Annotated in this window: 18 protein-coding genes; 14 read left to right on the top strand and 4 right to left on the bottom strand. The window is 49.0% G+C overall.

What is annotated here, in order from left to right; translation table 11 throughout:
- The first annotated feature begins 276 nt into the window (after window positions 1-276).
- From ACO0LL_RS11160 to ACO0LL_RS11185, 6 genes are all read left to right on the top strand, one after another.
- On the top strand, window positions 277-996 hold the full coding sequence (locus tag ACO0LL_RS11160; protein ID WP_422950944.1) for a Crp/Fnr family transcriptional regulator: 720 nt from the start codon (window positions 277-279) through the stop codon (window positions 994-996).
- 222 nt (window positions 997-1,218) lie between these two features.
- A complete protein-coding gene (locus ACO0LL_RS11165) occupies window positions 1,219-2,025 on the top strand; it encodes a Crp/Fnr family transcriptional regulator (RefSeq protein ID WP_422950945.1) in 807 nt (268 codons plus the stop codon).
- Between the two features lie 362 nt (window positions 2,026-2,387).
- A complete protein-coding gene (locus tag ACO0LL_RS11170; RefSeq protein ID WP_422950946.1) occupies window positions 2,388-3,194 on the top strand; it encodes a Crp/Fnr family transcriptional regulator in 807 nt (268 codons plus the stop codon).
- Between the two features lie 52 nt (window positions 3,195-3,246).
- A complete protein-coding gene (locus ACO0LL_RS11175) occupies window positions 3,247-5,985 on the top strand; it encodes a PAS domain S-box protein (protein WP_422950947.1) in 2,739 nt (912 codons plus the stop codon).
- A gap of 32 nt (window positions 5,986-6,017) precedes the next feature.
- The gene (locus ACO0LL_RS11180) at window positions 6,018-6,842 is read left to right on the top strand and encodes a response regulator (RefSeq protein WP_422950948.1); all 825 of its coding nucleotides are present in this window, start codon (window positions 6,018-6,020) and stop codon (window positions 6,840-6,842) included.
- Between the two features lie 52 nt (window positions 6,843-6,894).
- Window positions 6,895-8,184 carry an NRAMP family divalent metal transporter gene (locus ACO0LL_RS11185; RefSeq protein ID WP_422950949.1) on the top strand — a complete coding sequence of 430 codons (1,290 nt, stop codon included), beginning with the start codon at window positions 6,895-6,897 and terminating at the stop codon, window positions 8,182-8,184.
- Here ACO0LL_RS11185 and ACO0LL_RS11190 read toward each other — a convergent pair.
- Together ACO0LL_RS11190 and ACO0LL_RS11195 are read right to left on the bottom strand one after the other, a co-directional pair.
- Complete coding sequence (locus ACO0LL_RS11190; protein ID WP_422950950.1) at window positions 8,178-8,912, bottom strand: tetratricopeptide repeat protein; 735 nt, start codon at window positions 8,910-8,912, stop codon at window positions 8,178-8,180. The genes ACO0LL_RS11185 and ACO0LL_RS11190 overlap by 7 nt on opposite strands.
- 91 nt (window positions 8,913-9,003) lie before the next feature.
- The gene (locus ACO0LL_RS11195; protein WP_422950951.1) at window positions 9,004-11,127 is read right to left on the bottom strand and encodes a bifunctional 2',3'-cyclic-nucleotide 2'-phosphodiesterase/3'-nucleotidase; all 2,124 of its coding nucleotides are present in this window, start codon (window positions 11,125-11,127) and stop codon (window positions 9,004-9,006) included.
- 445 nt (window positions 11,128-11,572) lie between these two features.
- On the opposite strand from ACO0LL_RS11195, the gene ACO0LL_RS11200 reads away from it, so the two are divergent.
- A complete protein-coding gene (locus tag ACO0LL_RS11200; protein WP_422951102.1) occupies window positions 11,573-12,454 on the top strand; it encodes a patatin-like phospholipase family protein in 882 nt (293 codons plus the stop codon).
- A 124-nt stretch (window positions 12,455-12,578) separates the two neighbouring features.
- Here ACO0LL_RS11200 and ACO0LL_RS11205 read toward each other — a convergent pair whose 3' ends face one another.
- Window positions 12,579-13,076 carry a C40 family peptidase gene (locus ACO0LL_RS11205; RefSeq protein WP_422950952.1) on the bottom strand — a complete coding sequence of 166 codons (498 nt, stop codon included), beginning with the start codon at window positions 13,074-13,076 and terminating at the stop codon, window positions 12,579-12,581.
- A gap of 400 nt (window positions 13,077-13,476) precedes the next feature.
- Here ACO0LL_RS11205 and ACO0LL_RS11210 point away from each other — a divergent pair, with 400 nt between their 5' ends.
- From ACO0LL_RS11210 to greA, 4 genes are all read left to right on the top strand, one after another.
- Window positions 13,477-13,881: a GlcG/HbpS family heme-binding protein gene (locus tag ACO0LL_RS11210; protein ID WP_422950953.1), complete on the top strand. Its 405-nt coding sequence runs from the start codon at window positions 13,477-13,479 to the stop codon at window positions 13,879-13,881.
- 367 nt (window positions 13,882-14,248) lie between these two features.
- Window positions 14,249-15,403, top strand: a complete 1,155-nt coding sequence (carA, locus tag ACO0LL_RS11215; RefSeq protein WP_422951103.1) for a glutamine-hydrolyzing carbamoyl-phosphate synthase small subunit — start codon at window positions 14,249-14,251, stop codon at window positions 15,401-15,403.
- Between the two features lie 4 nt (window positions 15,404-15,407).
- Window positions 15,408-18,626 carry a carbamoyl-phosphate synthase large subunit gene (carB, locus tag ACO0LL_RS11220; RefSeq protein WP_422950954.1) on the top strand — a complete coding sequence of 1,073 codons (3,219 nt, stop codon included), beginning with the start codon at window positions 15,408-15,410 and terminating at the stop codon, window positions 18,624-18,626.
- Between the two features lie 136 nt (window positions 18,627-18,762).
- Window positions 18,763-19,239 carry a transcription elongation factor GreA gene (gene greA, locus ACO0LL_RS11225; RefSeq protein WP_110254249.1) on the top strand — a complete coding sequence of 159 codons (477 nt, stop codon included), beginning with the start codon at window positions 18,763-18,765 and terminating at the stop codon, window positions 19,237-19,239.
- A gap of 161 nt (window positions 19,240-19,400) precedes the next feature.
- On the opposite strand, the gene ACO0LL_RS11230 is transcribed toward greA, so the two are convergent.
- A complete protein-coding gene (locus ACO0LL_RS11230; RefSeq protein WP_110253841.1) occupies window positions 19,401-19,877 on the bottom strand; it encodes a YhbY family RNA-binding protein in 477 nt (158 codons plus the stop codon).
- A 32-nt stretch (window positions 19,878-19,909) separates the two neighbouring features.
- Between ACO0LL_RS11230 and ACO0LL_RS11235 the strand changes: the two genes are divergently transcribed.
- From ACO0LL_RS11235 to folP, 3 genes are all read left to right on the top strand, one after another.
- Window positions 19,910-20,554, top strand: a complete 645-nt coding sequence (locus tag ACO0LL_RS11235; RefSeq protein WP_422950955.1) for an RlmE family RNA methyltransferase — start codon at window positions 19,910-19,912, stop codon at window positions 20,552-20,554.
- Window positions 20,555-20,677: 123 nt separating this feature from the next.
- Window positions 20,678-22,567: an ATP-dependent zinc metalloprotease FtsH gene (ftsH, locus tag ACO0LL_RS11240; RefSeq protein ID WP_422950956.1), complete on the top strand. Its 1,890-nt coding sequence runs from the start codon at window positions 20,678-20,680 to the stop codon at window positions 22,565-22,567.
- Window positions 22,568-22,652: 85 nt separating this feature from the next.
- Window positions 22,653-23,492, top strand: coding sequence for a dihydropteroate synthase (gene folP, locus ACO0LL_RS11245; RefSeq protein WP_422950957.1), 840 nt, complete (start codon window positions 22,653-22,655; stop codon window positions 23,490-23,492).
- The last annotated feature ends 13 nt before the right edge of the window (window positions 23,493-23,505 follow it).

Below are 23,505 nucleotides of genomic sequence, written 5' to 3' on the forward strand. Positions count from 1 at the left end.
ACTGAAGAAGTTGGGGATACAACTCCCCAATTCTTGATGAAAATCATGTTCAGCAGCACGTTTTATGCTTTGACTGGAACATGATTTTGTAATTGATGGAAATTAGAACTTAATCAGATGTTCCTTAGATAATATTTCGCTAAATCACTTATTACTGATGGTATGTGTGCGCAAGCGCGCATAAAATTTTTGCATGACATGATAGGCTTGCGCTCCGCTAGCCGTGTTTGTCTGTGTGACAAAATCCCTGGTGGAGTTTTGAGGCCAAAAACGTTAATGCACACATCCCCCAGTCCTTTGCACAATCATCTGCTTGCGGCCTTGCCTGCAGCAGAGTTTGCATCATTGTCTGACGGTCTTGAGCTGGTCATCATGGCGGTTGGTGATGTCTTGTATGAATCTGGTGTGCGTCAACAGTTTGTGTATTTCCCTACCTCTGCCATTGTTTCATTGCTGTACGTGCTGGAAGATGGCGTGTCTGCCGAGATTGCCGCAGTCGGCCATGAAGGCGTGGTCGGCATCTCTCTGTTTATGGGTGGCGATACTACGCCTAACCGTGCAGTCGTTCAAAGTGCAGGGTTTGCCTATCGACTCCAGGGGCAATTGCTGAAACAAGTGTTTGATCGCGCTGGCCCTTTGCTGAGGGTGTTATTGCGTTATACCCAAGCGCTGATCACGCAAATGACGCAGACCGCCATTTGTAATCTTCATCATACGGTAGAGCAACAATTGTGCCGCTGGTTATTGTTGAGCCTGGACAGGCTACCTTCAGAGTCGGTGAATATTACCCAGCAAAGAATTGCCAATGCTCTCGGTGTGCGTCGTGAGCGAGTAACAGAGGCGGCAGGTAATTTACAGCGCGCCGGCTTGATTTTCTATAGCCGTGGTGCCATTACCGTGCTGGACAGGCCGGGACTGGAAAAAGTGGTTTGTGAATGTTATTTCGTCGTGCAAAAAGAATATATGCGGCTGCTTACTTCCATCCCTTTTCAATAATGAGTTTGGTCTGCTCCAGTTGCAAATACATTGTTGCTGACCAGCATATTCATTGTCAAAGCAAACCTGCCCTCTTGTTTGATCAATAAGTTGATATAAATCGAACGTATATGCGCGATGCCGCACATACGTCAGTCTCATACCTGCTACTCTGTGGATAGATAATCCAGTCTATACAATCCCTGTCACTCGCAATTGAGTTGGCTGTTCAGAGCCCTACCCATGATCATTCCGCATAACCCTCTGCAAAATCACCTGCTCGCCGCTTTGCCGCAAGCAGAGTTTGATCGCCTTTTCCTGCATCTGGAATTGGTGGAAATGCCGTTGGCGCAGGCTCTGTATGAAGCAGGCGGCACCTTGGATTACGTGTATTTTCCAACCACCTCTATCGTTTCCCTGCTGTATGTGCTTGAAAGTGGCGCTTCTGCTGAAATAGCCATTGTTGGGAATGAGGGAATACTTGGTATTTCTCTCTTTATGGGTGGTGAAACCACGCCCAGTCGTGCTGTGGTGCAATGTGCTGGTTATGGTTATCGTCTCAAAGCGCGGTATTTAAAGGATGAATTTAATCGCGCCGGCCCATTTTTGCGTCTCTTGTTGCGATATACCCAGGCGCTGATAACGCAAATGACGCAAACCGCTGTTTGCAATCGCCATCATTCCATAGAGCAGCAACTGTGCCGGTGGCTGTTGCTGAGTCTGGATCGCTTGCCTTCAGATTCTGTTTCCATGACGCAGGAATTGATTGCCAATATGCTTGGGGTCAGGCGTGAAGGTGTGACGTCTGCAGCGGGCAATATACAAAGGCTGGGTTTGATACGGTACAGTCGCGGGCGTATTGATGTAATCGATCGCCCCGGACTGGAGAAGGTAGTCTGTGAATGTTATGCCGTCGTTAAACTGGAGTTCGATCGCCTGCTTGCTGACATTCCTCGTGGTGATCCCTTGCATATATTGGGGGAGTCAGACCGGCGGGCAGCCGTACTTCGTCCTGTTGCCGGGCAAGGCCAGGGACGAAAAGATAATTAAATTCAAAATTGATGCAAGTGTTTTGCCGTCAATGCTTTCTCAATTAAACCTAAGGAGCAATGTCGAGAAAATTAAGATCTGTTTTTGCGACTGTATGTGCGCTAACGTACGTAACTATTTTCTCGAAGCTGGCATATTGCAGCTTCTAATGCAGAGTCGGGATTCTGACTGGTTATGCATGCGAAATAAACTGAGCAGGCGAGAGCCACTGAGTTTTTTTCGCATTATTTTTTCTATATGTGTGATATCGAACAGACACTATAAGCATAAATGCCATAGAGTCGGGCGCGGGCATGCTAAACAGATTTTTCTGGGTAGATTTTGTGCCTTGTCCTTCATTCTAAAATAGGCAGGAATTCGATATGGACAGTCAGATAGACCCGAATCAAAACCATTTGCTAGCGGCATTACTGGATACAGAGTTTGATCGACTGGCACCGCATCTGGAATTGGTGTCTATGTTGCTGGGTGATGTTTTGTATGAGTCGGGTGGCAAATTACAGTACGTGTATTTCCCCGTGACGGCAATTGTTTCACTGCATTATTTGCTGGAAAACGGTGGTTCATCAGAAATTGCCGGTGTCGGCAATGAAGGCCTGGTCGGTATTTCGCTATTTATGGGTGGTGACACCACACCTAGCCGCGCAATTGTGCAGACTGGTGGGCAAGGATATCGCTTGAGAGCGCATATCTTGTTGGAAGAATTTAACCGCGCCGGCCCAGTCTTGCGCTTATTACTGCGCTACACCCAGGCATTGATTACGCAAATGTCCCAAACGGCGGTATGTAATCGCCACCATTCAGTTGAGCAACAGCTATGTCGCTGGCTTCTATTAACTATGGATCGCATGAAGGGCAATGACCTGACCATCACTCAAGAGTTGATTGCCAATATGCTGGGTGTGCGGCGCGAAGGGGTAACGGAAGCGGCTGGCAGATTGCAAAACCATGGTTTTATCAGCTATCGTCGCGGGCATATTACGGTGGTAAACAGGGCAGGGCTGGAAGACCACGTGTGTGAATGCTATGGCGTGGTCAAGAAAGAGTTTGCCCGCTTGTTGTCAGATGTCTTGCAGCGTCAGGGCACGTCTGTGCCCGTTGCTCCGGCTACGGGTGTCAGAAAAATTGGCTATATGCAAGGCGGCATGCCAGGCAATATCGGTTTGTAAATGCTGTCGTGAATTTCGAAATTTATTGAAGGATTGCTGTGAATAAAAATATATGAAGGCAATCTCGGTAGAGCGTCTTACCTTAATCGGCTTTGGCATTACCTTGCTGGCCTTGTTGATGATAGGTGGGATTGCCTGGAATATTGCCGTTCCATTTGATGCAGTCAAATCCATAGACCATACACGCAAGGTAATAGATGATCTCAGTGAACTGAGTGTCAGACTGTCTGAGGCGGAGAATGGGCAAAAAGCTTATTTCCTGACAAAAGAAGACGCTTTCATCAAACAGCGCAATAGTCGGTTTGATGACATTGCGCTAGTCATTCAACATTTGCAGGGGCTGACACTCGACAATGTTCAGCAGCAGGCTCGCATAAAGCAGTTGCAAGAGGCTATTGCAGAGCGAGTGACGATCATGCAAGAAAGCCAAAAACAATTTGATACGCATGGCTTTCCTGCCGCCAAAGCTTTGTTTCATGCGGGTTTGCTGGCATCTTCCAAAATCCAGAATATTCTGACTGAAGCGGTCGTTGATGAGCAGGTCTTGCTTGATGAGCGTAAATTAAAGGCCGCATTTCGCATCAAACTTGTGGTCGGTAGCGTTGGTTTCTTGCTGGTGTTTTTATTGCTCTGGGCTTTGCAGATTCGTCGCGCCACACTCGGGCGTCTGGAAGGTGAGCAAACCTCACTCAAGGTACGTGAAGTGTTACTCAAGATGGGAGCATTGCAGGACGCCATCTTTAATAGTCCGAACTTTTCCATCATTGCGACAGATGCTCAAGGTCTTATCCAGATTTTTAATGTCGGAGCCGAGCACATGCTGGGCTATGACGCGGCTGATGTCGTCAACCTGATCAGTCCTGCCGATATCTCTGATGCTGATGAACTGGCTGCCAGGGCGGCGGCGCTCAGTGCCGAATTCAATACACCGGTTGCTTTAGGTTTTGATGCCTTGATCTTTAAGGCCATGCGTAGTCTTGAGGATATTCATGAGCTGACCTATATCCGTCGTGATGGCAGCCGTCTGCAGGCTATCGTTTCTGTCACTGCATTGCGTGATGCGCAGGGTGTGGTTATCGGCAGCCTCTTGATAGGCACAGATAACACCGCCCGCAAACAAGTGGAAGCAGAGCAGGCATTGCTGGATCAGCGCTTGCGTGATCAGCAATTTTATACTCGCTCTTTAATTGAAGCCAATATTGATGCCTTGATCACCACTGATTTGAATGGTGTCATCAGCGACGTCAATCATCAGATGGAAGCGATCACAGGATGTACGCGCGATGAATTGATCGGTGCGCCATTCAAAAATTATTTTACCGAGCCCGCTGCTGCAGAACTGGCGATGAAGCGCGCGCTGCAAACCGGCAAGGTCAGTAATTGTGAACTGACAGCGATAGCAAAAGACGGCAAGGAAACTGAGATTTCCTACAATGCCAGCACGATATATGACCGTGAACGCAGATTGCAGGGCGTGTTTGCATCTGCCCGTGATGTCACTGAATATAAATTATTCGAGCAAAGACTGCAGAATAATAATGTCGAACTGGAATTGGCCAAGGCGGTTGCTGAAAAAGCGAATCTGGCGAAGTCAGAATTCCTATCCAGCATGAGCCATGAATTGCGTACACCTTTGAATGCAGTGCTGGGTTTCGCGCAATTGATGGCATCAGATAATCCCCCGCCGACGGATAACCAGAAATTGTCGATAGACCAGATATTGCAAGCTGGCTGGTATCTGCTGCGCCTGATCAATGAAATCCTTGATCTGGCGATGATAGAGTCAGGCAAGGTCAGTATTTCAAAAGAATCTATACCGCTTGCCGATGTCTTGCTGGATTGCCAGTCCATGATAGAGCCGCAAGCGCAGACCCGTGGCATCACCATGATCTTTCCAGTCATTGATGTTCCGCTGTATGTGCTGGCCGACCGTACCAGGCTCAAGCAAGTCATGGTGAATTTGCTGTCAAATGCGATTAAATACAATCAGCAAGAAGGCTCGGTGACGGTTGAGTATATTGTGCGTGACGATAACCGCATACGCATCAGCGTCAAAGATGTGGGCAAGGGCTTGTCGCCTGAGCAGGTAGGGCAGTTGTTTCAGCCTTTTAATCGTCTGGGGCAGGATGCCGGTAATGAAGAAGGCACCGGCATTGGCTTGGTAGTCACCAGGCAATTGGTCGAACTCATGGGTGGTGCGATTGGTGTCGAGAGTAATGTTGGAGTTGGCAGTGTATTTTGGATAGAGCTTGCCCTGGCTGCCGCACCGGCTTTGCATGATGATGGGCATGATGATTTTGTGAGTGATCAATCGGCTGGGCAATTGCCAGGTCGGGCTTCATCGCAATCCAGCTTATTGTATGTGGAGGATAATCCAGCCAACCTGGCACTGGTGGAGCAATTAATTGCTCGCCGTAACGATCTCAGATTGTTGACGGCTGTGGATGCACATCTAGGCATTGCAACAGCAAAGGCATGCAAGCCAGATGTGATTTTGATGGATATTAATCTGCCTGGCCTCAGTGGCTTTGGCGCGCTCAAGATTTTAGCCAATGATCCGCTGACGGCACATATACCTGTCATGGCTTTGTCTGCAAATGCCATGCCGCGTGATATAGAAAAAGGCCTGGATGCGGGCTTTTTTCGTTATCTGACCAAGCCCATCAAGGTCAATGAATTTATGGATGCGCTGGATCTGGCTTTGCACTATGCCAAAGAGCATGGACTGGATCGCAAGAAGAGCGAAACCGAATCCAGGGCAAAAGAAAAAGTACCAGAGTTAAAAATGTAGTATTGCGGTGGGAACGATTTTGAAAGAGTGAAATGCTTGAAACAGTTGAAATTCTCAAGGCCAGCATCCTGATCGTCGATGATCAAAAAGCTAATGTGATGTTGTTGGAGCAAATGTTGCGCAACATAGGCTACACCGCGATCACGACCACCATGGATGCACGCACCGTTGGTGCCTTACATATGGAGCATAACTACGACCTGATATTACTGGATTTGCAAATGCCGGGCATGGATGGTTTTGAAGTCATGGAAGAGTTGAAGAACATCGCTGCTGATGCGTATTTGCCAGTACTGGTGATCACCGCTCAGCCGGGGCATAAGATCCGTGCCTTGCAGGCAGGTGCGAAGGATTTTGTCAGTAAACCTTTTGACCTGCAGGAAGTGCAAACGCGCATACATAATATGCTGGAAGTGCGCTTGCTGTACCAGCAACTGGATACTTACAACAGGCACCTGGAGCAAACCGTGCTGGAGCGCACTGCAGAGTTGCGCGTCAGTGAGGCACGCTTTAAAAGTTTTACCCAACTCTCATCTGACTGGTATTGGGAGCAGGATCAGTTCGGCAATTTCACCAGTGTATCCGGGCCTGTATTTGAAATGCTGGGCATACAGGCAGAAGAGATGCTGGGTGATGCACCCAAGGGGGGAATGGAAGGCTGGGATGTCGATGAGCGTGAACAACTCGACGACAATATTGCCAATCGCCGGCCATTTCTGGATTTCATTTACCGGCGCAGCAAGCCGGATGGCACAATACAATATCTGCAAGTTAGTGGTGAACCTTTTTTTGATTCGGCCAGCCGTTTTGCCGGATACCGCGGCGTCGGTATGGATGTCACTCATAGGCGTCCATAAGACCACAAGACCATAAGATCAAAAGCAATCACTCGCATTCAAGAACCACGCCATGAATAAACCGATTTCAGGTTCACCAGCAGACGCCAGGGAACCATCCCTGTTAAAAAAACTGGGACCTGGCCTGATTACGGGAGCCGCTGATGATGACCCCAGTGGCATTGCTACGTATTCACAAGCAGGTGCGCAATTCGGTTTTAATATGCTGTGGACGGTTTTGTTTACCTATCCCTTGATGGTGGGGATACAGGTAGTCAGTGCCCGCATAGGCCGGGTCAGTGGCCATGGTCTTGCCACCAATATACGCCGCCATTATCCTGCCTGGTTATTGTATGCAGTGGTGGGTCTTTTGCTGATCGCCAATACCATCAATATTGCGGCTGATATTTCTGCCATGGGCGAGGCCTTGAAGTTGCTGACCGGTGGCAAGGCGCATTTGTATGCAATTGGTTTCGGTATATTGTCCTTGTTGTTGCAGGTGTTTATTCCTTATCAGCGCTATGTGCGCATTTTAAAATGGCTGACATTGGCCTTGCTGGCGTATGTTGCCACTGTGTTTGTCGTACATACGCCCTGGCTGGAAGTCGCCAGGAGTGCGGTCATGCCACAGCTGTCCTGGAAAAAAGAATACATTACGACGGTAGTGGCATTGTTCGGTACCACCATCAGCCCTTATCTGTTTTTCTGGCAAGCCTCGCAAGAGGTGGAAGATATGCGCGCTGATCATCAGGCACGTCCACTGATTCAGGCGCCTGAACAGGCGCCAGCCAATCTCAAGCGTATCAAGCTTGATACCTACATAGGCATGGCATTTTCCAATCTGGTGGCTTTTTTCATCATATTGACTACCGCTGTTACGCTGAATTTGCATGGGGTGACCGATATCCAGACTTCTGCGCAGGCGGCAATGGCCTTGCGACCCATCGCCGGCGACCTGGCTTTCATGCTGTTCAGTGCGGGTATCATAGGCACGGGTTTGCTGGCGATACCTGTGCTGGCAGGTTCATCTGCCTATGCCATGGCTGGCGCATTCAAATGGAAAAACAGCCTGGAAGATAAGCCCATGCAGGCCAGGCAGTTCTACGCCATCATCGCGCTTTCTACTTTGATAGGCATCGCGCTTGGATTCACTGCGATTGACCCCATCAAGGCCTTGTACTGGAGTGCAGTCATCAATGGCGTGATTTCTGTTCCCATCATGGTGGTCATGATGTTGATGGCGGCAAGGGCCGACATCATGGGTAAATTTGTGATTACCCGCAGGCTGAAGATATTAGGCTGGCTGGCCACTGGCATGATGGCGCTTGCAGTTGTGTCCATGCTGGCGACGTTTTTTTATTGATAGCGGTTCCAGCGCATCAGGCGTTCGTCCGAGGCTTCCTTGATCAGGTGCCTGGCTTTTAACGGGTCTTTTTCGACATGCTTGCTGCCGCTTTCCAGTTCCATGGCCAGGGCCTGGATTGCGACTGGGTATTCAAGCTCTGCAGATTCTTCCAGCCACTTTCTGGCCAGTGCCTGATCCTGATTGACGCCTTCTCCTGCAGCATAGGCGTTCGACAGCAAAAACATGGCCTGTGCATTGCCTTGTTCACTCCCTTTTTCCAGCCATTTGACAGATAGGGCAAGATCTTGCGGCACGCCTTGACCATATTTTGCCATGCGTGCCAGCATGAAACTGGCCTTGCCATAAGCATTGTTGGCTGCAAGCTCATACCATGTCCAAGCTTGCGACTCATTTTTTGTCAATCCCAGGCGGCCTTTGTAATGGGCTTCTGCCAGCTGGAACTGCGCTTCAGCATCACCATGCTGATTTTTTGCGGCACGCTCCAGCCACAGCAAAGCCTGGGCTTGTTGCTCAGGATGTATTGCATACGCCAGCCCCAGTTCGCGCTGGGCTACTGCATTGCCAGCATTTGCCCATTTTTGCAGAGCAGCGATGGCGGAGGGCAGTTGTGCGTGCAAAGCCTGTATGCCAGCAGATTCTATTTCTGCCGTGGTTGGCACCGGTGCGCAGGCGCAGAGACTGCATATCAATAACAGGCCTGCACTGATTCTTAATTTGTGGAGCATATTGTCATCATGGTAGGCACGCACTTCAGTCTGAAGTGCGTGCTTATTCTTCTTGCTAAACTTTCTGGCTAAATTTCAGCATGCAGCGTGTTTACTTGCTTAAATCTATCGCATATTTGGCAAAACCGCTGGCATCCAAAGCGCCCTCAGATTTGACGCGGCCCAGGCCCAGGGCTTGTGCAACCGAAATCTTGCCTGGTGCAGAGCGCAAAATCACTGGTCCCTTGGTCGTCACTTTGACAAAACTCCAGCTTTGGCCTGTGCCATTGGCGGCGCTGGTGATCTTGCCTTGTTTTTTGACAAAATTGCTCACCACAGCCTGATTGGCGTCTGGCGATTTGATAATGGTCTTGCTGCCATCAATGCCAGGGAAATTACCACCACCACCTGCGCGATAGTCATTCGTTGCAACGATAAAGTCATCATTGTCGCCTATGGCCTTGCCAGCATACGTCAGGTTGACAATACGCTTGCCTGCTGGCTGGGTAACATCGATCTGGTAGATCAGTGCATTATTGTCTGCATAAAACACATCATAGTTATAGATGGTTGAATAAGACGGTACCAGGTCTTGCTCAGTCGTCACGGCAGGGTCTATCTGGCCGAATTGTTTTGCAGCAGTTTCCAGCCAGTTCTTCAGATCAGAGCCCTTGATTTTAACGGCTTGCAGATTGTTATTGCCATACAGGTAAAGATCACCAGGGTTGCGTACTTGCAAACCAAATGGTGATGCTGGGCTGGCGCCCGGTGCAACGTCCGTAAAGTCTGTTGGTCCATTGCGGCCTGCCTTGAATGGCGCGCTGCATGAAATGACGGGGATGGATTTGTAGCTGACTATCGTCGCATCATTTGAAGTGGCGATGAAGTTTTTTACGTAATCGATTTGAGCCTGATTGACGATTTGTATGGCAGAGACATCGCCGACCAGAGAAAAGTAGGCGGACATTTCAAAGTCTGTCGTCGTGCCCAGTGCTTGTGTTGCGTAGTTAATCGTAGCTTTGTGTTCAGTATCAACCAAGGATGCGATGGAGGCATCTGCATCAACGATATTGGTGCCATCTTTATATTTGAAGCCGCGCGCCTCTACATTCGTCAGGTCTTTTTGCACTACCCATTTGCCACTCTGGTATTTGAGCGTCATTTGTATGATGCCCAGACGGCGTCCCCAGCTTTGTGCCATGACGGCTGGCACGCCATTGACCAAACCTTTTTTGGTATCGACAATCGCAGCGGGCAGGGCAGCCAGCGAAGCATCTATCGCTGGTGCGCCAACTTCTTTTGGTGCCGGGAAAATCAAATGGGCGTGACCCAGCATCAGTGCATCGATACCAGTCGTGCTCAGGTGCAGGCTGCCGTTTTCCATTTTTGGGCTATATGGCGATGCATCCAGCCCGCCATGGGACAGTGCAACGACCAGGTCCGCACCTTTGGCGCGCAGCTCAGGTACATATTTGTTGGCAGATTCTTGCACGCCATTGACGACAACTTTGCCTGCCAGGGATTTTTGATCCCAATCCATGATTTGTGGTGGCACAAAGCCCATGATGCCAACATTAAGTTTGACATTCATGTTGCTGCCATCAGGCTTGGTTGCAGTGAATTGTTTGTTGATGATGGATGTGGGATTGAAGATAGGTTTCTGGCTGGTGGCACCGACAACGTTGGATAAAACCAGCGGGAAGTTGGCGGCGCCACAAGTGCCGGCTTTGCTGACATCGGGCAAGCCAAAATCGGTATTGGTGATCTGGCTCAAAAAGCCCAGGCCATAATTGAATTCATGGTTACCCAAGCCGGCGCCATCATATTTCAAGGCATTCATGACCTTATAGATGGCCAGTGTGCCGCTGCAGGTGACGGGGGCGGCCAGTGCCTGGTAATCGCCGAGCAAAGTTCCTTGTATGACATCGCCGTCGTCGAGCAAAATGTTATTCGGGTTTTCTGCGCGTGCTTCATTGATCAGCGTTGCCGTTCTTTCCAGGCCCAGGCTGGTGTCGGCTTTCAGGCCGTAGTAATCGTAACTGAGTATGTTTTGATGAATGTCTGTGGTTTCCAGCAAGGCCAGTTTGACGACGGTTCCCTCAGGGATGCTATTGGGATCGACAACAGGAGTTACATTGGTTGTGGTGGTGGGATTGCTGCTACCACAGCCTGCCAGGGCAATAGCTACCAGTGCCGCGATAGGAGTGAGTGGCGGTAACCAGGAAATTTTTTTCATAAAATCTTTCAAGTAGCTTCAGACATCAAATGTTTAACGAATGGCGTCTCCGCAAGCTGCGGGACTTTCCGGATAATTGGGTCGGTAATTACGCGACAAGTGCGGGATTATCAATACTAATTATTTCTATGGCATGACATATAGGTATACGAATGGTGTGTATCATGATTTTGTGATATTTGATTTGGCATTGACTTAGCATTGACTTCATCAAATCTATAGTTGTCTATGATGGTTTGCCTGGTTCAGCAGTTTTTTTCAGCATGCCCGGTGCTATGGCTCTTTTAGAAATATAATCACGCACCTGCAAAAATAATCCCGCTCGCCGGAATTTGCACCTTATTTACCGTTGGAACTTAGAAATCACATGTCGCGTATATTTTCCCGTCCATCAGCTTTGGCTGCTGGTAAAAACTCTGTTCTTGTTCGCCTCGCCTTGCCAGTCATGCTGGCATTTGGCTTGTCTGCCTGCAATACCTCACCCCAACAGGCGACACCTGCCGTGACGCCCGTCATACCTGTGGCCAAGACACTCAAGCCCATACGCATAGGCCTGGCGCTTGGCGGTGGTGCTGCACGTGGGTTTGCCCATATAGGCGTCATCAAGGCGCTGGAGTCGCAAGGCATTAATCCTGATCTTGTGGTTGGTACCAGTGCGGGCAGTGTGGTTGGGGCCATGTATGCGGCTGGGAACAATGGTTTTGCCCTGCAAAAAATGGCCCTGGACATGGATGAAGTGACGATCTCTGACTGGTCACTGCCTTTATTTTCCAAGTCCAGTGGTGTATTGAAGGGGGATGCCCTGCAAGCCTATGTAAACCGTCTGGTGGTGCAAGCACCGATAGAAAAACTGCGTAAGCCATTTGGTGCTGTGGCGACCGACCTGGCAACTGGCCATGCGGTGCTTTTCCAGCGCGGTAATACTGGTGCGGCAGTACGTGCTTCATCCGCTGTGCCTGGTGTATTTCAACCTGTGAAAATCAATGATCGCCTGTATGTCGACGGTGGTCTGGTATCGCCGGTGCCAGTGCGTTTTGCCCGTGAAATGGGAGCTGACCTGGTGATCGCCGTCAATATTTCTTCGCCGCCTGAACCGCTGGTTTCCAATGCGACCCTCGATGTGTTACTGCAAACCGTAGCCATCATGGGGCAGAGCATCAATCAGTTTGAATTGAAGCAGGCCGAGATAGTGATACGACCGGAATTGCCGGGTATGAAGGGTAACGATTTTAATGGCCGCAATCTGGCTATCCTGGCGGGTGAAAAAGCGGCAATGGCGATGATGCCAGAGATTAAGCAAAAAATTAAAGCGATGCAGGAGCGTTGATCTTACTGAGGGGTAGTAATCTGAGGCAGGGCATTATTGCTCTGCCTTTGTTTTTTGAAGGCGGGAAAGTGTGCGGTAAGTGCGGGGCTTAAGTCGGCTTTGAGCTAAATAATTTATTTATAACTTATTTGGCGTCATCATCATTGATGCGGCGGGCACCATTGAAGCGTTTTTTCCAGTAAGCGATGTCCATGCTTTCTACTCTAACCTGGCCGCCTGCTGAAGGGGAATGGATGAATTTGTTGTCACCCAGATAAATACCTACATGAGAAAAACCGCGTTTGAGCGTGTTATAAAAAACCAGATCACCCGGCTGTAAATCTTTTTGCTCTACGTGTTCGCCTACTTTACTGATTTCTGCTGAGGTGCGCGGCAAATTGGCGGCGACCACATCCTTGAATACATACCTGACAAAACCGCTGCAATCGAGACCATTTTCCGGGGAGTTGCCACCGCGCTTGTAACGTATGCCCATCAAATCCATGGCTTTGACTGTCAGGTCAGATGCGCGTTGCTTGATTTCCTGCAGTTTAGTGTAGGCGGTCGATGATTCGGGGAAGGGATTGTCTGCGCTCCAGGCTGGGTTGGCCGCTGCGGCAAGCAGCATAGTCGAGATAAGCACTAACTTGGCTTTCCTTGAAAGTCTGGAAACGGTTATTAGCATCTTTGCACCTGGTTGGAAAAACCGCTCAACTGTAAGCGAACTCTGAAAAAATGTAAACTATTTGGGATACCTTTCTGCGTAACAATAAGTTTCAGTCATTCAATTGAAATAAAGACAATTCTGATGAATGTAGGCAGGGGTTTTGTATAAATTTTAATTTTTGGGTATGGTTAAGCGGGCTGAATGAGTGAACCAAATGAGCGGGTCGAATGAGCTGCCTGATCAAACTCAATAGTCGAACTCGTTCAAACTTGTTCGAACTTGTTAATCGCGAGTCCGCTAAATTGGTAAAAACTGTTTGTATACCTAAGCGCAATTGCTTGGCGTACAATCCGCTGACTTTAATGGAGAGGTATTTATGCAAACAAAACCTGTGATGACATTGGATGATGTCAAAAAAATTGCTGCCGCCGCCGAGGCAGAAGCCAAAGCCAATAACTGGCCTGTCGTGATCGCTATTGTGGATGATGGTGGCCATTTGATGTGGTTGCAGCGTCTGGATGGTGTTGCCCCAATTTCTGCGCAAATCGCCCCTGCAAAAGCGACTACTGCTGCGCTGGGCAAGCGTGAATCAAAAATTTATGAAGATATTATCAATAATGGCCGTTTCTCTTTCCTGAGCGCACCTCTGGAAGGTATGCTCGAAGGTGGTGTGCCAATTATTGTTGATGGTCAATGCGTTGGTGCGGTCGGTGTTTCTGGTGTCAAGTCGGCAGAAGACGCACAAATCGCCAAAGCGGGCATCGCTGCGCTGGGCCTTTAATTCAAATTCGATTTGAATGCGATTCAACTGTGATTCGAAATATTCAAATTGAATAACACATTCTTTTTACGGGATTGCGCGCAAGATAATTTCCAGAAATTCATTGCTGAATAATTAGCGAACGCCCGTACACTATTGAGTTTGCAAGCAATTTCACGGCCTGTCAGGCATTTCGTATTTGCCTGATGGGCCGTTTCGCGCTATAATTCGAGGGTTTAACTAATCCGAAATCTCGCCGTAGCGCCTACCCAAATTCACATCGCTCCATCATCTTTCCAGGCCACGCGGCAATTCTTGCGCGGCCAGGGAAACGACAGCTTGGGGCGTCGCAGCGGCGGTAACAATACAGGAGTTGCCCTTGCTGCCCATTCCGCAGTCCCTTCTTCGTTCCGGCCAGGACACCGCTATACTTGCCCTCGCCGATGGAAGCATTTTCACTGGATATTCGATTGGCGCTGCCGGTCAGACCAAAGGTGAAGTTGTCTTCAATACCTCAATGACCGGTTACCAGGAAATTCTGACTGACCCCAGTTATAGTTCCCAAATCGTTACCCTGACGTATCCGCATATTGGTAATACCGGCGTCAATGCCGAAGACGTAGAGTCTGACAAAATCCATGCAGCTGGTTTGATTATTAAAGACCTGCCTTTGCTGGTATCGAATTTCCGCTCTGAACAAACCCTCTCTGATTATCTCAAATCCCAAAACATCGTTGCTATTGCTGGTATTGATACCCGCAAACTGACACGTATTTTGCGTGAAAAAGGTGCGCAGGGCGGTGCTATCCTGGTAGGTGCTGATGCTGAAAAAGCCATCGCACTGGCCAAGTCTTTCCCTGGCCTGTCTGGCATGGATCTGGCAAAGGTGGTGTCTGTCAAACAGGCTTACAACTGGACTGAGGCTGAGTGGGTATTGGGCCAGGGTTATGGTCAGTTGCAAGACCCTAAATTCCATGTTGTCGCTTTTGACTTTGGCGTCAAGCGCAATATCCTGCGCATGTTGGCCGAGCGCGGCTGCAAGGTGACGGTATTGCCTGCGCAATCCAGCGCTGCTGATGTGCTGGCGCTGAACCCGGATGGCGTGTTTTTGTCGAATGGTCCTGGTGACCCTGAGCCTTGCGATTACGCGATTGCTGCTGCTAAAGAGTTGATAGAGAAGGGCGTTCCTACCTTTGGTATCTGCCTTGGCCATCAAATCATGGCGCTGGCATCCGGTGCAAAAACATTGAAGATGAAATTTGGTCACCACGGTGCCAATCATCCAGTGCAAGATCTGGATACCAAGCAGGTATTGATCACATCCCAAAACCACGGTTTCGCAGTGGATGCGGCAACTTTGCCCGCCAACTGCCGTGTCACCCACGTGTCTTTGTTTGATGGCTCGCTGCAAGGCTTTGCCCGTACTGATAAACCAGCTTTCTGCTTCCAGGGTCACCCTGAAGCCTCACCAGGTCCGCATGATATTGCCTACCTGTTTGACCGCTTCACCGCGATGATGGCCAAGGCAAAGACAGGAGAATAAGAGAATGCCAAAACGTAACGACATAAAAAGTATTTTAATTATCGGCGCTGGCCCCATCATCATCGGCCAGGCTTGCGAATTCGATTATTCCGGCGCACAGGCTTGCAAGGCTTTGCGTGAAGAAGGTTACCGCGTGATTCTGGTCAACAGCAATCCGGCAACCATCATGACTGATCCGGAAATGGCCGATGTAACTTACATCGAGCCTATCACTTGGCAAGTTGTTGAACGCATCATCGATAAAGAAAAACCGGATGCGATTTTGCCGACCATGGGTGGCCAGACTGCGCTGAATTGCGCACTTGACCTGCATCGCCATGGCGTATTGACCAAATACAATTGCGAACTGATCGGAGCTTCACCAGAAGCCATCGATAAGGCTGAAGACCGCCTGAAATTCAAGAACGCCATGACCAAGATCGGTCTGGGTTCTGCACGTTCCGGCGTTGCCCATAATATGGATGAAGCATGGGTCGTGCAAAAGGATGTCGGCTTCCCGGTCATCATCCGTCCGTCATTTACCATGGGTGGTACTGGCGGTGGTATTGCCTACAACCCGGAAGAATTCGAAACGATTTGCAAACGCGGTCTGGAGGCATCGCCTACCAATGAATTATTGATCGAAGAATCGCTGATAGGCTGGAAAGAATATGAGATGGAAGTCGTGCGCGATAAGGCCGACAACTGCATCATCGTCTGCTCCATCGAAAACCTGGACCCTATGGGCGTGCATACCGGTGACTCCATCACGGTTGCACCAGCACAGACACTGACTGACAAAGAATACCAGATCATGCGTAATGCCTCTTTGGCAGTGTTGCGTGAAATTGGTGTGGATACCGGTGGTTCCAACGTACAGTTTTCCATCAACCCTGCTGACGGCCGCATGATCGTCATTGAGATGAATCCGCGTGTATCGCGTTCATCTGCGCTGGCATCCAAGGCAACAGGTTTCCCTATCGCGAAAATCGCTGCCAAGTTGGCAGTTGGTTTCACGCTTGATGAATTGCGTAATGAAATTACCGGTGGTGCTACGCCTGCTTCTTTCGAGCCTTCGATTGATTACGTCGTTACCAAGATCCCGCGTTTCGCATTTGAAAAATTCCCGCAGGCAGATAACCGCCTGACGACGCAGATGAAATCTGTTGGTGAAGTGATGGCGATAGGCCGCACCTTCCAGGAGTCTTTCCAAAAAGCCCTGCGTGGCCTCGAAGTTGGTGTCGATGGCATGAATGAAAAAACCCAGGACCGCGAGACTCTGGAAAAAGAACTTGGTGAGCCTGGCCCTGACCGTATCTGGTATGTCGGCGATGCTTTCGCTCAAGGCTTTACGCTGGAAGAAGTCCATCAACTGACGCATATCGACCCATGGTTCCTGGTGCAGATCAAGGACATCGTCGATATCGAATTGTGGCTCGATGAACAGTCACTCGACAGTGTTGATAAAGCCCTCATGCTGCAACTGAAGCAAAAAGGTTTCTCTGATCGCCGCCTGGCAAAATTGTTGAAAACCACTGATACAGCGATCCGTGAAAAGCGTAAGGCTTTGAACGTGCGCCCAGTCTACAAACGCGTGGATACTTGTGCTGGCGAATTCGCGACGAATACAGCTTACATGTATTCGACATACGAAGAAGAATGCGAATCGAATCCGACCGACAAGAAAAAAATCATGGTATTGGGCGGTGGCCCTAACCGTATCGGCCAGGGTATTGAATTTGATTATTGCTGCGTACATGCGGCATTTGCGATGCGCGAAGATGGCTATGAAACCATCATGGTCAACTGCAATCCTGAAACCGTTTCTACCGACTACGATACATCCGACCGTCTGTACTTTGAACCGCTGACGCTGGAAGACGTACTGGAAATCGTTGATAAAGAAAAACCAGTTGGCGTGATCGTGCAATACGGTGGTCAGACACCTTTGAAACTGGCACTGGATCTGGAAGCCAATGGCGTGCCTATCGTTGGTACTTCACCAGACATGATTGATGCTGCTGAAGATCGCGAACGCTTCCAGAAAATGCTGCAAGACCTGGGCTTGCGTCAGCCGCCTAACCGCACTGCGCGTACTGAAACTGATGCGCTGGCACTGGCGCAAGAGATTGGTTATCCGCTGGTGGTGCGTCCATCCTATGTACTCGGTGGCCGTGCGATGGAAATCGTGCATGAGCAGCGTGATCTTGAGCGTTACATGCGTGAAGCCGTCAAGGTGTCGCATGACTCTCCAGTCTTGCTCGATCGCTTCCTGAATGATGCGATTGAAGTCGATGTTGATTGCCTGTCTGATGGCGAGCGCACCTTCATCGGTGGCGTCATGGAGCATATCGAGCAGGCTGGCGTACACTCTGGTGACTCTGCATGTTCCTTGCCGCCATATTCCCTGTCGCAAGAAACCATTGCTGAACTCAAGCGCCAGACTGCGCTGATGGCAAAAGGTTTGAATGTTGTTGGCCTGATGAACGTACAGTTTGCGATTCAGCAGCAAGATGGCAAGGACGTAGTATTCGTACTGGAAGTGAACCCACGTGCATCGCGTACCGTCCCTTATGTATCCAAGGCCACTGGCTTGCAATTGGCGAAGATTGCTGCCCGTTGCATGGTTGGTCAGTCTCTTGATTCACAGGGTATAGGCGCGGAGGTTGTGCCGCCTTACTTCAGCGTCAAGGAAGCGGTATTCCCGTTTGTGAAGTTCCCTGGTGTCGATACCATCCTCGGCCCTGAGATGAAATCGACTGGTGAAGTCATGGGTGTGGGGAAAACCTTTGGTGAAGCTTTCGTGAAGTCGCAACTGGGTGCTGGCGTGAAATTGCCAACGTCTGGCAAGGTATTCCTGAGTATCAAGAACAGCGATAAACCACGTGGCGTCAAAGTGGCACGTGATCTGGTGGAGATGGGCTTCTCCATCGTTGCTACACGTGGTACGGCAACGGCGATTGCGGCTGAAGGCATACCGGTTTCTATCGTGAACAAGGTTGTCGAAGGCAGGCCACACGTTGTTGATATGATCAAGAACAATGATATTGCCATGGTCATCAATACAGTAGAAGAAAAGCGTAACGCCATTACTGATTCACGCGCTATCCGTACCTCTGCATTGATTGCCCGCGCAACAACGTTCACTACCATCGCCGGTGCTGAGGCTGCGGTAGAAGGCATGCGTCATCTCAATGAATTGCACGTTTATGATTTACAAGGTCTGCATAAAACCTTAAACTGATAGAAATAACAGTGTCCCTGAGTACTGATTGCAAGCCCAGGGAAGCTTGAACTTCGATACAGAGGTCACAAAAGGCATCGGTAATGCTGGTGTCTGACGTGGCCTCTGTATTTTTACTTTTATGAGTGTGAATGATATGAGTACAGTACCTGTCACTAAGTTCGGCGCAGAATTGCTTAAAAAAGAATTGCATCTTTTGAAGACCAAAGAACGCCCGGATGTTATCAATGCGATTGCAGAAGCACGCGCACAAGGCGATTTGTCTGAAAATGCCGAGTACGATGCCGCCAAAGAACGCCAGGCATTTATCGAAGGCCGTATTGCTGAGCTGGAAGGCAAGCTGGGTTCTGCACAAATCATCGACCCAACTACACTGGATGCAGAAGGCCGTGTCGTATTTGGCTCTACCGTACATCTGGAAGACCTGGAAACTTCACAAAAAGTCAGCTACCAGATCGTTGGCGAAGACGAGGCAGACTTGAAATTGAGCAAAGTCTCCATCACTTCTCCTATCGCACGTGCCTTGATTGGCAAGTATGCTGGTGACGTGGTTGGTGTGCAGGCACCCGCAGGCGTGCGTGAATATGAAGTGCTGGATGTACTGTACGTCTGATATGACGTTTTAAATTCATATTCAGTCAATGAATATGAATAGCTGTAAAGTGAAGTAGAAAGCGATGTAGAGTGACTAGAAGGATGTATTTTCTGGCAAAAATATTACCCGGCCTGGTTTGGCCGGGTTGAGTACTGATCAGATATCAGAAGTATTCAGGCTTAGCTGTTGGCCAGAGATGATTTTTTTGCACTGCTTTGACGTGGTTTGGCGCGTTTGATGTTGCCACCTTGGGTAACGCGTTCATTGCCTTTAACCATGACTTTGGATACAGTCGGTTTTTTGGTGCCACTTGGGCTAGGTTTGACGATAGTGACTTCGCGCATGCCTTTGCCTTTTTTAACCAGTTTGGTTTCTTTCGTGCCTTCCAGTTTTGGACGGTAAACTACCAAAAGTTTTCCAATATGTTGTACTGGAGCTGCATTCAGCTCGGCGCAGATGGTATCGTACATACCGATACGTGCTTCTCTATCATCGCCAAATACGCGTACCTTGATCAGGCCATGGGCATTCAGGCCAGCATCAATTTCTTTGATCACAGCAGGAGTCAATCCAGCTTCGCCGATTAATACGATAGGTTTCAGTGCATGTGCTTCGGAGCGGAGTTCGCTTCTTTCAGCGGGCGTAAGTTTTAACATAGTAATTCCTTTAAAAGCAGTATTTTACGCGAATGGCAAAGAATAAATTCAATCAAAATTGGGTTCACGACCATATTAATGATCCTTATGTGAAACTTGCACAAAAGGAAGGCTATCGTGCGCGCGCCGTTTACAAGCTAAAAGAAATAGATGAATCAGAAAAACTGATACGACCAGGACAGATTATTGTTGATTTGGGTGCAACACCTGGTAGCTGGTCTCAGTATGTAAGGAATAAACTCGCAGGTAAAGAGGGTGGCGGTATCACGGGCGAAATATTTGCCTTGGACCTTTTACCCATGGACCCTATCGCTGACGTGCAATTCATACAAGGCGATTTTCGCGAGGATGAAGTGCTTGATCAATTGGAATCTAAATTGTTAGGGCGCAAAGTTGACTTGGTTTTATCGGATATGGCCCCAAATCTTTCTGGTAACTCAACCGTTGACTCTGCCCGTGTCGAATATATTATCGAATTGGCAGTTACTTTTTCTAAGGCACATCTGAAACCAGGCGGTGCTTTATTGGTGAAATGCTTCCACGGGCCTAGTTATAACAATATTTTCACACTATTTAAAGATGAATTCAAAACAGTGATCAACAAGAAGCCAAAAGCCAGCAAAGACAAGTCTTCCGAGATATTTTTGCTTGGAAAAGGCTTGAAAAACCCCGAATAATTGAATTTACCTCTTGATAATCATCAATATTGCCAACATATGCTGGCTAGCAAGCTCTACCCAATGGGGGTAGAATGAACGTTTACAGTATCAAATGGCGCATCCTGCCTCCAAGGAGTTCTCGTGAATAATATGTTTTCAAAAGCTGCCGTCTGGGTAGTTGTTGCCCTGGTGCTCTTTATGCTGTTTAAAGAGTTTGGCACGAAAGGTGTCGGCGCCAGTGCTGCACCAATTCCGTATTCTGAATTCCTCGATGAGGTCAGGTCCAAGCACATCAAGGAAGCGACCATTGATGAAGCCAACCGTACCATTGTGGCGACCAATTCTGAAGGTAAAAAAGTCAAGTCCCAGATCACTGTGCTGGACAAGGGCCTGATACGCGATCTGGTCGATAGTGGCGTAAAGTTTGATGTCAAACAGCCTGAAGAGCAGTCTTTCTTGTCGCAAGTCTTCATTTCCTGGTTCCCGATGCTGTTGCTGATCGGCGTCTGGGTATTCTTCATGCGCCAGATGCAGGGCGGTGGCAAGGGTGGGGCATTCTCTTTTGGCAAGTCCAAGGCCAGAATGCTGGACGACACCAACAATAATGTGACCTTTGCTGACGTCGCCGGTTGCGATGAAGCCAAAGAAGAAGTCAGCGAAATCGTTGATTTTCTGCGTGATCCTACCAAGTTCCAGAAACTTGGTGGCCGTATCCCGCGCGGCGTGTTGATGGTTGGCCCTCCAGGTACTGGTAAAACTTTGCTGGCACGCGCTATTGCAGGTGAGGCAAAGGTACCTTTCTTCACGATTTCCGGTTCTGATTTCGTTGAAATGTTCGTTGGTGTGGGTGCTTCCCGTGTCCGCGACATGTTTGAGAATGCTAAAAAACATTCACCTTGTATCATCTTTATCGATGAGATTGATGCTGTTGGCCGCCATCGCGGTGCTGGTATGGGCGGTGGTAATGATGAGCGTGAGCAGACCCTGAACCAGATGCTGGTGGAGATGGATGGTTTTGAAGCGAACTCAGGTGTTATTGTGATTGCTGCAACTAACCGTGCTGACGTACTGGATAAAGCTTTGCTGCGCCCAGGTCGTTTTGACCGCCAGGTTTCCGTTAGTTTGCCGGATGTACGTGGTCGTGAGCAAATCCTTAACGTCCATATGCGCAAGGTACCTATTTCTGCTGACGTAAAAGCTGACATCCTGGCACGTGGTACACCTGGTTTTTCTGGTGCTGACCTGGCTAATCTGGTTAATGAATCAGCTTTGTTTGCTGCAAGACGCAATAAACGTTTGGTCGAAATGATCGATTTTGAAGATGCCAAAGACAAAATCTACATGGGTCCTGAGCGCCGCTCCATGGTCATGCGTGAGGAAGAGCGCAAAGCTACGGCTTATCATGAGTCTGGTCATGCTGTAGTGGCAAAATTGCTGCCTACGTCTGATCCTGTTCATAAAGTGACGATCATGCCACGCGGCTCTGCTTTGGGTGTGACTCTGTCTTTGCCTGAACATGATGCTGTGAGCTTGTACAAAGATAAAATGCTCGACAAAATTTCAATGTTGTTTGGTGGCCGTATCGCTGAAGAAATTTTCGTTGGTCAAATGTCATCCGGTGCGGAAAGTGACTTTTCTCATGCGACCAAACTCGCCAGGGCGATGGTTACACGTTGGGGTATGTCTGACAGCATGGGCGTGATGGTGTATGAAGACAATCAGAATGATGGCTATTTTGGTGGTTCATCCAAAACGATTTCCGAAGTGACGCAGCAGAAAGTGGATGCTGAGATCCGTAATATTCTGGATGCGCAATATGCTTTGGCACGCAGACTTTTGGAAGAGAATCGTGACAAAGTTGAAATCATGACCAAGGCCTTGCTGGATTGGGAAACCATCGATGCAGATCAGGTCAGTGACATCATGAATGGTGTTGACCCACGTCCGCCAAAACAAAGTCAGGCGATTAACCGCTCTCCATCCGACAAGTCTTCTGGTGGCGTATCTCCTAGTGCGACAGCGCCAGCCTGAGCTGACGTACAAAAAACACACAATTAATTTTTGAATTTCTTGTACAAGGGTGGGGGTTATTCCTCACCCTTAGTCTTTTTAAAAAATGAAATATTTCCAATGTGGCCGTTTCCGCTATCCCTTAAGTGGAGCCCAGTCCAGAACCCTGGTCATGGGTGTGCTCAACATCACGCCTGACTCTTTTTCTGATGGTGGTAAATACCTGAACCTGGAAAGCGCCATTGCCCATGCTGAACAGATGATAGAAGACGGTGTTGATATCATCGATATCGGCGGTGAATCAAGCCGCCCTGGCTCTGCTCCTTTACCGCTGGATGAAGAGTTGAGCCGCGTTATGCCTGTCATCTATGCCTTGCGTGACTGCGGCAAGCCCTTGTCCATAGACACTTACAAGCCTCAGGTCATGCGCGAAGCGCTGATTGCGGGCGTCGATATGATCAATGATATCCAGGGCTTCCGTTCGCCTGAGTCTATCGCCGCCGTACAAAATGCAGAAGCTGCCTTATGCGTCATGCATATGCAGAACACGCCAGAAGACATGCAAGTCAGTCCCGAATATATAGACGTCAATCAGGACGTGAAGACATTTTTGCGCGATAGACTGACAGCATTGACAGATGCTGGCATAGAAGCCAATCGTATTTGTCTTGATCCTGGTTTTGGCTTTGGCAAAACTCTGGAACATAATACAGCCATGTTCAAGCACTTGCCGCAATTCCAGCAAGAGCTGGGCTTGCCTGTGTTGGTCGGGGTATCCCGCAAATCCATGATCGGTGGCTTGACTGGCAGAGCAGCACCTGAACGCATGGCAGGCAGTATCGCAGCAGCCCTGCTCGCAAAGCAGATGGGCGCAAACATTATCCGTGTGCATGACGTTGCAGAAACTGTCGATGCATACAAAATCTGGGATGCATTATCCCCTTGATGAGCAGGAAGAA

The organism is Undibacterium sp. TC4M20W (genome assembly GCF_049340245.1).
Classification (GTDB): Bacteria; Pseudomonadota; Gammaproteobacteria; order Burkholderiales; family Burkholderiaceae_D; genus Undibacterium.

Coding starts and splice junctions, on each gene's coding strand:
- ACO0LL_RS11230 (WP_110253841.1), bottom strand. CDS start 19,877: ATGTTAAAACTTACGCCCGCTGAAAGAAGCGAACTCCGCTCCGAAGCA.
- folP (WP_422950957.1), top strand. CDS start 22,653: ATGAAATATTTCCAATGTGGCCGTTTCCGCTATCCCTTAAGTGGAGCC.
- ACO0LL_RS11200 (WP_422951102.1), top strand. CDS start 11,573: ATGCTGGCATTTGGCTTGTCTGCCTGCAATACCTCACCCCAACAGGCG.
- ACO0LL_RS11235 (WP_422950955.1), top strand. CDS start 19,910: ATGGCAAAGAATAAATTCAATCAAAATTGGGTTCACGACCATATTAAT.
- ACO0LL_RS11160 (WP_422950944.1), top strand. CDS start 277: ATGCACACATCCCCCAGTCCTTTGCACAATCATCTGCTTGCGGCCTTG.
- greA (WP_110254249.1), top strand. CDS start 18,763: ATGAGTACAGTACCTGTCACTAAGTTCGGCGCAGAATTGCTTAAAAAA.
- ACO0LL_RS11180 (WP_422950948.1), top strand. CDS start 6,018: ATGCTTGAAACAGTTGAAATTCTCAAGGCCAGCATCCTGATCGTCGAT.
- ACO0LL_RS11210 (WP_422950953.1), top strand. CDS start 13,477: ATGCAAACAAAACCTGTGATGACATTGGATGATGTCAAAAAAATTGCT.
- ACO0LL_RS11195 (WP_422950951.1), bottom strand. CDS start 11,127: ATGAAAAAAATTTCCTGGTTACCGCCACTCACTCCTATCGCGGCACTG.
- ACO0LL_RS11185 (WP_422950949.1), top strand. CDS start 6,895: ATGAATAAACCGATTTCAGGTTCACCAGCAGACGCCAGGGAACCATCC.
- ACO0LL_RS11170 (WP_422950946.1), top strand. CDS start 2,388: ATGGACAGTCAGATAGACCCGAATCAAAACCATTTGCTAGCGGCATTA.
- carB (WP_422950954.1), top strand. CDS start 15,408: ATGCCAAAACGTAACGACATAAAAAGTATTTTAATTATCGGCGCTGGC.
- ACO0LL_RS11165 (WP_422950945.1), top strand. CDS start 1,219: ATGATCATTCCGCATAACCCTCTGCAAAATCACCTGCTCGCCGCTTTG.
- ACO0LL_RS11175 (WP_422950947.1), top strand. CDS start 3,247: ATGAAGGCAATCTCGGTAGAGCGTCTTACCTTAATCGGCTTTGGCATT.
- ACO0LL_RS11190 (WP_422950950.1), bottom strand. CDS start 8,912: ATGCTCCACAAATTAAGAATCAGTGCAGGCCTGTTATTGATATGCAGT.